The organism is Spirillospora sp. NPDC029432 (assembly GCF_040703975.1).
Classification (GTDB): domain Bacteria; phylum Actinomycetota; class Actinomycetes; order Streptosporangiales; family Streptosporangiaceae; genus Spirillospora.
In genome coordinates this window covers 119,784-127,142 of the sequence record NZ_JBEZWH010000020.1, presented here as the reverse complement: position 1 = coordinate 127,142, position 7,359 = coordinate 119,784, and the positions used below count along the sequence as shown (strand labels likewise).

The 7,359-nt window shown below is 70.8% G+C and carries 8 protein-coding genes; 6 read left to right on the top strand and 2 right to left on the bottom strand.

Going from position 1 to position 7,359, the window contains the following annotated elements; all coding sequences use genetic code 11:
• From AB0881_RS18630 to AB0881_RS18605, 6 genes are all read left to right on the top strand, one after another.
• A partial coding sequence (locus AB0881_RS18630) for a hypothetical protein (protein ID WP_366618168.1) occupies nt 1-214 on the top strand: 214 nt, incomplete at its 5' end.
• Complete coding sequence (gene pqqC, locus AB0881_RS18625) at nt 211-948, top strand: pyrroloquinoline-quinone synthase PqqC (protein ID WP_366618167.1); 738 nt, start codon at nt 211-213, stop codon at nt 946-948. The genes AB0881_RS18630 and pqqC, both read left to right, overlap by 4 nt.
• Nucleotides 938-1,207: a pyrroloquinoline quinone biosynthesis peptide chaperone PqqD gene (gene pqqD, locus AB0881_RS18620; RefSeq protein ID WP_366618166.1), complete on the top strand. Its 270-nt coding sequence runs from the start codon at nt 938-940 to the stop codon at nt 1,205-1,207. The genes pqqC and pqqD overlap by 11 nt, the downstream gene beginning before the upstream one ends.
• Nucleotides 1,204-2,382: a pyrroloquinoline quinone biosynthesis protein PqqE gene (pqqE, locus tag AB0881_RS18615; protein WP_366618165.1), complete on the top strand. Its 1,179-nt coding sequence runs from the start codon at nt 1,204-1,206 to the stop codon at nt 2,380-2,382. The genes pqqD and pqqE overlap by 4 nt, the downstream gene beginning before the upstream one ends.
• On the top strand, nt 2,364-2,798 hold the full coding sequence (locus AB0881_RS18610) for a type II 3-dehydroquinate dehydratase (protein WP_366618164.1): 435 nt from the start codon (nt 2,364-2,366) through the stop codon (nt 2,796-2,798). Before pqqE ends, AB0881_RS18610 begins: the two co-directional genes overlap by 19 nt.
• Nucleotides 2,795-4,702: an FAD-dependent oxidoreductase gene (locus AB0881_RS18605; RefSeq protein ID WP_366618163.1), complete on the top strand. Its 1,908-nt coding sequence runs from the start codon at nt 2,795-2,797 to the stop codon at nt 4,700-4,702. Before AB0881_RS18610 ends, AB0881_RS18605 begins: the two co-directional genes overlap by 4 nt.
• Here AB0881_RS18605 and AB0881_RS18600 read toward each other — a convergent pair.
• Nucleotides 4,689-5,366 (bottom strand): TetR/AcrR family transcriptional regulator, encoded by a 678-nt coding sequence (locus AB0881_RS18600; RefSeq protein WP_366618162.1) that lies wholly within the window; start codon nt 5,364-5,366, stop codon nt 4,689-4,691. The two genes, AB0881_RS18605 and AB0881_RS18600, sit on opposite strands and share 14 nt — an antisense overlap.
• 36 nt (nt 5,367-5,402) lie before the next feature.
• Nucleotides 5,403-7,265: a TIM barrel protein gene (locus AB0881_RS18595; RefSeq protein WP_366618161.1), complete on the bottom strand. Its 1,863-nt coding sequence runs from the start codon at nt 7,263-7,265 to the stop codon at nt 5,403-5,405.
• Between the last annotated feature and the right edge of the window lie 94 nt (nt 7,266-7,359).

The following is a 7,359-nucleotide window of genomic DNA, read 5'->3' as shown; positions in this document are numbered from 1 at the left end:
CGCCGCCCGTGCCGATCCGGCCCGCCGGCGGCGTCGGCATGCCTCGATCGCGGTGGAGGCCGGGCCGGGGCGGTGGTACGTGGTCAACGCGACGCGCTACTACACCCACCTGAACAACACCAACCCCCTGATCCGTCCGGACGACGCCGGGCACCGGCGGCTCGCCGAGGCGGGGATCAGGGTGGCCGCGGAGGGAGCGTTGATCGAATTATGAACACGGCGCCATGGCCGCCCGACCGGCTCGAAGACCGGCTCCGGACGCTCGCGGAGGAGCGCTACCACCACCGCCACCCGTTCAACCTGCGCATGCACGAGGGCCTGCTGTCGCAGGAGGAGCTGCGGCGCTGGATCCTCAACCGGTTCCACTACCAGCGGCACATCCCGATCAAGGACGCGCTGATCCTGGCCAAGCTTGAGACCAGCGAACAGCGGCGCGGGTGGGTCCGGCGCATTCACGACCACGACGGCCGTCCTGACGATGAGCGCGGCGGCGGCGCCGTCGGAGGTATCGAGCGCTGGTTGAGGCTGGGCGAGGCCGTAGGCCTGGACCGAACGCTGCTGCTTTCTGGGGAGGGCGTCCTGCCGGGCGTGCGATTCGCGGTGGACGGCTACGTCAACTTCTGCCGGAACGCCTCCACGCTGGAGGCGGTCGCGTCGTCGCTGACCGAGCTGTTCGCGCCCGACCTGATGACGACGCGGATCGCGGCGTGGGAGCGGCACTACCCGTGGATCGAACCCGAAGGACTCCGGTATTTCCAGGTACGGGTGGGGCAGGGCCGCCGCGACTCGCAAGAGGCGCTCGGGCTCGTCCACCAGTGGGCGGTCACACGGGCCGACCAGGAACGGGTGCTGGAGGCGTTCACCTTCAAGTGCGATGTCCTCTGGTCGCTTCTCGACGCGGTGGACAACGCCACGACCTCGCGTGCGGAGGCTGCCGGTGTCCGCTGAGCAGGCGTCCTGGCGACCCGTCCTGACCCGGTCGGTTGTGCTGCGGTATGACCGGGTGCGCGGCACCGATCTGCTGCTGATGCCCGAACGTGCGGTGCGGCTCAGCGGCGCGGGTGGCCGGATCCTGCGGCTGTGCGACGGCACCCGCACCGTCCCCGCCATCGTCGCCGAACTGGCCGAGACGTTCCCCGACGCCCCACTCGACGCCGAGGTCCCCGCGTTCCTGGACCGCGTCCGCACCCAAGGCTGGCTGCAATGACCCCACCGCCCGGCACCCCCGACGACGGCACGGCCGCCGCCTCAAGCGCACCCGCACCCTCCGCCCCACCCGCGCCCTGGGCGTTGCTCGCGGAGGTCACGCACGCCTGCCCGCTGCACTGCCCGTACTGCTCCAATCCCCTCGAACTGGTCCGCACCAGCGCCGAGCTGAGCACCGAGGAGTGGGCGCGAGTGTTCGGCGAGGCCGCCGACCTCGGCGTCGTCCAAGCACACATCTCCGGCGGCGAGCCACTGCTGCGCCGCGACCTGACCGACATCATCGCCGCAGCACACCGCGCCGGCATCTACACCCAACTCGTCACCAGCGGCCTCGGACTCACCCCCGAACGCCTGGACGAACTGGCCGCAGCCGGGCTCAACAGCGTCCAGCTCTCCCTCCAAGACGCCCGCCGACCGGGCTCGGACCTCATCGCGGGACGCGAGTCCTACACCGCCAAACAGCAGGCCGCACGCGTGATCCGCGCGGCCGGGCTGCCGTTCGGACTCAACGTCGTGCTGCACCGCCGCAACCTCGACAACCTCCAACAGATCATCGAAGTCGGCGCCCGCTGGGGCGCCGACCGCATCGAACTGGCCAACACCCAGTTCTACGGCTGGGCCCTGCACAACCGCGCCGCCCTGCTACCCACCCGCGACCAACTCGACCACGCCAAGACCACCGTCGCGGCCTGGCGCCAGCAGCACAGCACACCCGAACTGGTATGGGTGATGCCCGACTACTACGAAGGCGTCCCCAAGCCCTGCATGGGCGGCTGGGGCGCCCGCTCGATCACCGTCGGCCCCGACGGCACCGCACTGCCCTGCCCGGCCGCCTACGCCATCACCGACCTGGCGCCTCCAAACGTCCGTGACCGGCCGCTGTCCTGGATCTGGGAGGACTCCCCGGCCTTCAACGCCTACCGCGGCACCGCATGGATGACCGGACCCTGCAACGACTGCCCCCGCCGCGACATCGACCACGGCGGCTGCCGCTGCCAAGCCCACGCCCTCACCGGCGACCCCACCCGCACCGACCCCGCCTGCTCCCTGTCACCCGACCACCACCTCGTCCGCGCACCGGCGGCGGCCGCGGAAGGCGGCGCCGCGCCCGCGTTCATCTACCGGAGGCCGGTCAGGCTCGCGAGGCAGGAGGACCGATGCACATCGGAGTCCTGAACGGCCCCAACCTGAACAGGCTCGGCCGGCGCCGTCCCGAGAGGTACGGGACACGCACCCTGGCGGAGGTCGTGGCGGACCTGGAGGAGGCCTCGGCCCGGCTCGGTGTCCGGCTGTCGCATTACCAGTCCAATCACGAAGGGGCGCTCCTGGACTGGCTGCACGAGCGCCAGGACGACCTGGACGCGCTGATCGTCAACCCGGCGGGGCTGACCCCCTTCGGGCGGCCGTTCTGCGATGCGCTCTCCGAGACCGGCCTGCCTGTCGTGATCGTTCACATCACGCAGCTCTACCGGCACTACGGGATGGACGCCCAGGACCTCTTCCGGGAGACGGCGACCGCCTACATCGCCGGGCTGGGCTGGCGCGGTTACATCGTCGCGCTGGAACACCTCCACCACGAGGCGACGAAGTGAGTCACCCGGCCCTGGCCTCTCCGCTGCGCCTCGGCTCGGTGACCCTCTCCAACCGCATCGTCAGCGCGCCTATGGAACGCAACTATTGCGGTACTGATGGAACGGTCACCGATGATTACATCGCCTACCTGGAGGCGCGCGCAGCCGGTGGGGCGGCGCTGGTGTTCAGCGAAGCGAGCTATGTACGGGCCGACGGCAGGGGCCGCGCCCGCCAGATGGGCGTCGCCGAAGACCGTCACGTGGCCGGGGTCGCCGCGATGGCGGAAGCGATCCATCGGCACGGAGCCAAGGCCGGAGTGGAGCTCAACCATGGCGGTCGGACCGTACAGAGCTGCATCAGCGGAACGCGCCCCGTCGCGCCGTCCGCCGTGCCCTGCCTGCCCGCCGGGGGCGACATGCCCCGCACGCTGGGCCGGGAGGAGATCCACGACCTCGTCGAATGCTACGGCGCCGCCGCCCGGCGCTGCCGCGAGGCGGGGATCGACGTGCTCACCGTCCATGGCGCCCACGGCTACCTGATCCACCAGTTCCTGTCCCCGTTCACCAACCGGCGGGACGACGAGTTCGCCGAACCGGGACTGTTCCTGGACCTCGTGCTGCAGGCCGTTCGGGAGGCCGCGCCCGATCTGTCCATCGGTATCCGGGTGTCGGCGTTGGAAGGCGTGCCCGGCGGGCTGGACGAGGCGCGGACCCTTTCGGTGATCCGCTCCTCCCGCCTCGACCTGCTCGACTTCATCGACGTCTCGGCGGGCAGCTACGAGGCTGGGCAGTGGATGGTGCAGCCGGGGGAGTGGCCCCCGGGCGTCCTCGCGCCGTACGCGGTGCCCTATCGGGATCTCGGTCTCCCGGTCGGCGTCGCCGGAAGGATCAGTCTCCCGGACGCCGCGGAAAAGATCATCACCGGCGGCCGGGCCGACTTCGTCAGCATGGCCCGTGCCCTGCACGCCGACCCGGCATGGCCCCGGCGGGTGCTCAGCGGCCGCCGATTCCGCCCCTGCATCGCCTGCAACCATTGCATCGACCGCCTGCACAGCGGCGAGCCGGTGCCGTGCACGGTGAATCCCGACGTGGGCGGATCGACATCTCCACCGGTACGGCACAGCACCTCGCCTCGGACCGTTCTGGTCATCGGGGCGGGACCGGCGGGCCTGGAGTCCGCCCGGCTGCTCGCCGGGCATGGCCACCGCGTCCAGATCATCGAACGGGAGCAGCGGATCGGCGGACACTTCGCCCTCGCCGCGGACCTGAAGGGCCATCCGGAGTACGGCAGGATCCTCGACTGGTACGCCGGTGAACTGGACGACCTCCAGGTCGCCGTCCGGACCGGTGTCGAGGCCGGGCCGGAGCTCATCGCCGAGCTCCGCCCGGACGCCGTGATCGCGGCGACCGGCGGGGATCCGCACGTTCCCGACATCGACGGCGCCGATCTTCCCCATGTGATCGGCCTGCGCGAATGGCTGCGGAGGGGCGGGCGCCCACTGCGGCGGTGCACCATATGGGGAGCGGACCGGGAGGCCATGGCCGTGGCCGACCATCTCGCGGCACAGGGCGGCGAAGTGCTGATCATCGGAGCGGGGAGCGTCCTGGCCCCCGAGGCCGGGCCGCGGGCCCGGGTGCTCCAGATCGCCCGCCTGGAACGGAACCCGCACGTTCACGTTCACCTGGACACTGACGTCCGCCAGATCGGAACCGACCACCTGGCCACGGAGGGACCGGACGGGCCGGCGACGCTCCGGACCGCCGGACCACTTCTGATCTCGCAAGGCGTCCGGCGCTCCCGGGCATTCGGACCGTCCGGCCACCTGGTGGGGGAGGCCGCCGGGGCGGGCCCGTCCATGCACGCGGCCTTGCGAAGTGCCGCGACGGTCGCCGGCCGCATGCTGGACGCGTTCAGCCGGCCTTGACCTGTCCCGAGAGCCGGCGGCCGTTGCCGGTGAGGTAGGCGACGACGGCCTCGCCGGTCATCTCGCGGTGGCGGGCGCGGTGCTCGGGCGCGGTGAGGTCGCGTCCGAACAGGGCGCCGAAGGTGTACTGGTTGGCGATCCGGAAGACGCACAGCGCGCTGATCATCATGTGCACGTCCACGGCGTCGGCATCGGTGACGAAATCACCGGACGCGCGGCCCGCCTCCAGGATCTGCGAGATGAGCCCGGTCACCGGCCCGCCGAGGTTGGTCAGCATCTCGGAACGGCGCAGGTGCTCGGCCTGGTGGATGTTCTCGATACTGACGAGCTTGATGAAGTCGGGGTGGGCGTCGTGGTGGTCGAAGGTCAGCTCGGCCAGCGTGCGGATCGCCTCGACGGGCGCGAGATGCTGGACGTCGATCGTTGACTCGGCCGTCCTGACCTCGGTGTAGGCCTTCTCCAGGACGGCGATGTACAGCTTCTCCTTGGCGCCGAAGTAGTAGTAGATCATCCGCTTGGTGGTGCGCATGAGCGCGGCCATCTCGTCCACCCGGGCGCCGGCGTACCCGTGCCGCGCGAACTCCCGCTGCGCCACCTCCAGGATCTCGGCCCGGGTGCGTTCGGCGTCGCGGCGGCGCCCGTTCGGAGCGGGGGACTGGGACATGTGACTCCTGGAAAGGCTGCGGGACGACCATTCATCCTAAGACGATCGCGATCTACCGCTTGCCTGGTGGCCGTTCTGGTGTGCGTGCTGCGCGGCCAGCCGGACCGGGGCGTTGGGGGCGCCGTAGCCGCGGTAGCCGCCGAGGCGCTGGACGACCTCCAGGAAGACCCGGCCGGTGGTGGCGGTGTAGAAGTGCAGGAACTCGCCGTGCTCGTCGCGGTCGTACAGCAGGCCGAGCCCGCGCAGCAGCCGGTGCCGTTCGGCTCCCAGGTCGTACCGTGCTTCCAGGTCGTCGTAATAGTTGTCTGGAATGGCCAGCTGCGCGGCCCCCGCGTCCCGTAGGCGGCGGACGGTGGCGACGATGTCGCCGCTGGCCAGCGCCACGTGCTGCAAGGCGACATCGGGCACGGCACTGTCGTGCGCTCCGACGTAGGCGACGTTCAGCGCGATCCGGACCGCTCCGTCCTCGGTGGAGACGGCGCGGCTGCGCATGAGCCCGTACGGGTCGGGCAGCTCCAGGCTCTCGTGCGGGCGCAGGCCCAGCACGCCGCGGTAGAACAGCGAGGCCTCGTCGAAGTGGTGCCAGGGCTGGGTCAGCGCGACATGATCGATGTGAGTGATCTCCCCCGTTCCGGCCGCGCGCGGATCCTGGCCGAAGTCGCCGGTCCAGCTGGGATGGCCGGGGTGGGAGGTACGGCAGAAGAACAGCTCGGTGCCGTCCGGGGCGGCCACCGCGTCCAGCGGCGCGTCCTCGGGTGCCCGCAGCCGTGGCAGGACGGGCGCGAGCAGCGCTTCGGCGCGCTTGACGGAGGCGGCCGGGTCTGGTGACTCCAGCCCGATGGCCCCGAGGACGGGGCCGTCCTGGCTCTCCGGGCTTCCGGTGTTGAGCAGGATGCACGCCCCGTTCTGCCTCCAGAGCTCGACGGGCTTGTGCGCGTGCACTCCCGTACGAGCGAAGCCGAGCGCGGTCAGCAGGCCGCCCAGGTCCCCGGTGTCGGGTGTGGCGAGTTCGGCGAACGCGAAACCGGTCGGAACGACAGGAGGGGGCGCCTTGGAGAGGCCCACTGGAGCGGTGTCGCGGTCGAGCCGCTCATCGACCGCCTCTTCCAAGGCGATCAGGGAGCGCATGGCGTCCTGGGCGGTGCGCATGGACGCGGCCTGGCGGAAGACGTCGTTGAACACCTCCAGCGACAGCGGCCCGTCGTAGCCGGTGCGCAGGACGTGCGCGGTGAAGGCGGGCAGGTCGAAGTCGCCCTGGCCGGGGAAGCAGCGGTAGTGGCGGCTCCAGTACAGGACGTCCATGGGCAGCGCGGGCGCGTCGGCGAGCTGGAGGAAGAAGATCTTCTCGGCCGGGATCGTCTCGATCGGGTACGGGTCGCTGCCCTTGGCCAGGATGTGGAAGCTGTCCAGGCACACCCCCAGGTTCGGGTGGTCGGCCATCCGGACGATCCGCCACGCGTGCCGGTAGTCGGACACGTGCCGGCCCCACGCGAGCGCCTCATAGGCGACCCGGATCCCGCGCTCGGCGGCACGCTCCGCCAAGGCACGCAGTTGCCCGGCCGCCAGTGCGTCATCGTCCACCGCATCGGGGGAGACACTGGAGCAGACCAGCAGGCGATCGACGCCCAGCCGCTCCATCACCGCGAACTTGTGCTCGGCACGCCGCAGGTTGCGCGCCAGCGGGCCGGCCGGCACCGCCTCGAAATCGCGGAACGGCTGATAGAGATCGATCTCCAGGCCGAGATCGGCGGCCCTGCTCCGCACCTCTTCGGGGCTCATCGGGCTGGTGACCAGGTCGTTCTCGAACAGCTCGACACCATCGAAACCCGCGGCGGCGGCCGCGGTGAGCTTGTCGGCCAGCGCGCCGCTCAACGACACCGTGGCGATGGACCTGCGCATATTCCGAACGCCTCCACTAATGGACGAACTAGTACGTTAGCTTAACCCGCCCGCTGAGCGGAGGGGGAGAGCGCGCGATTGGGCGCCCACTTGG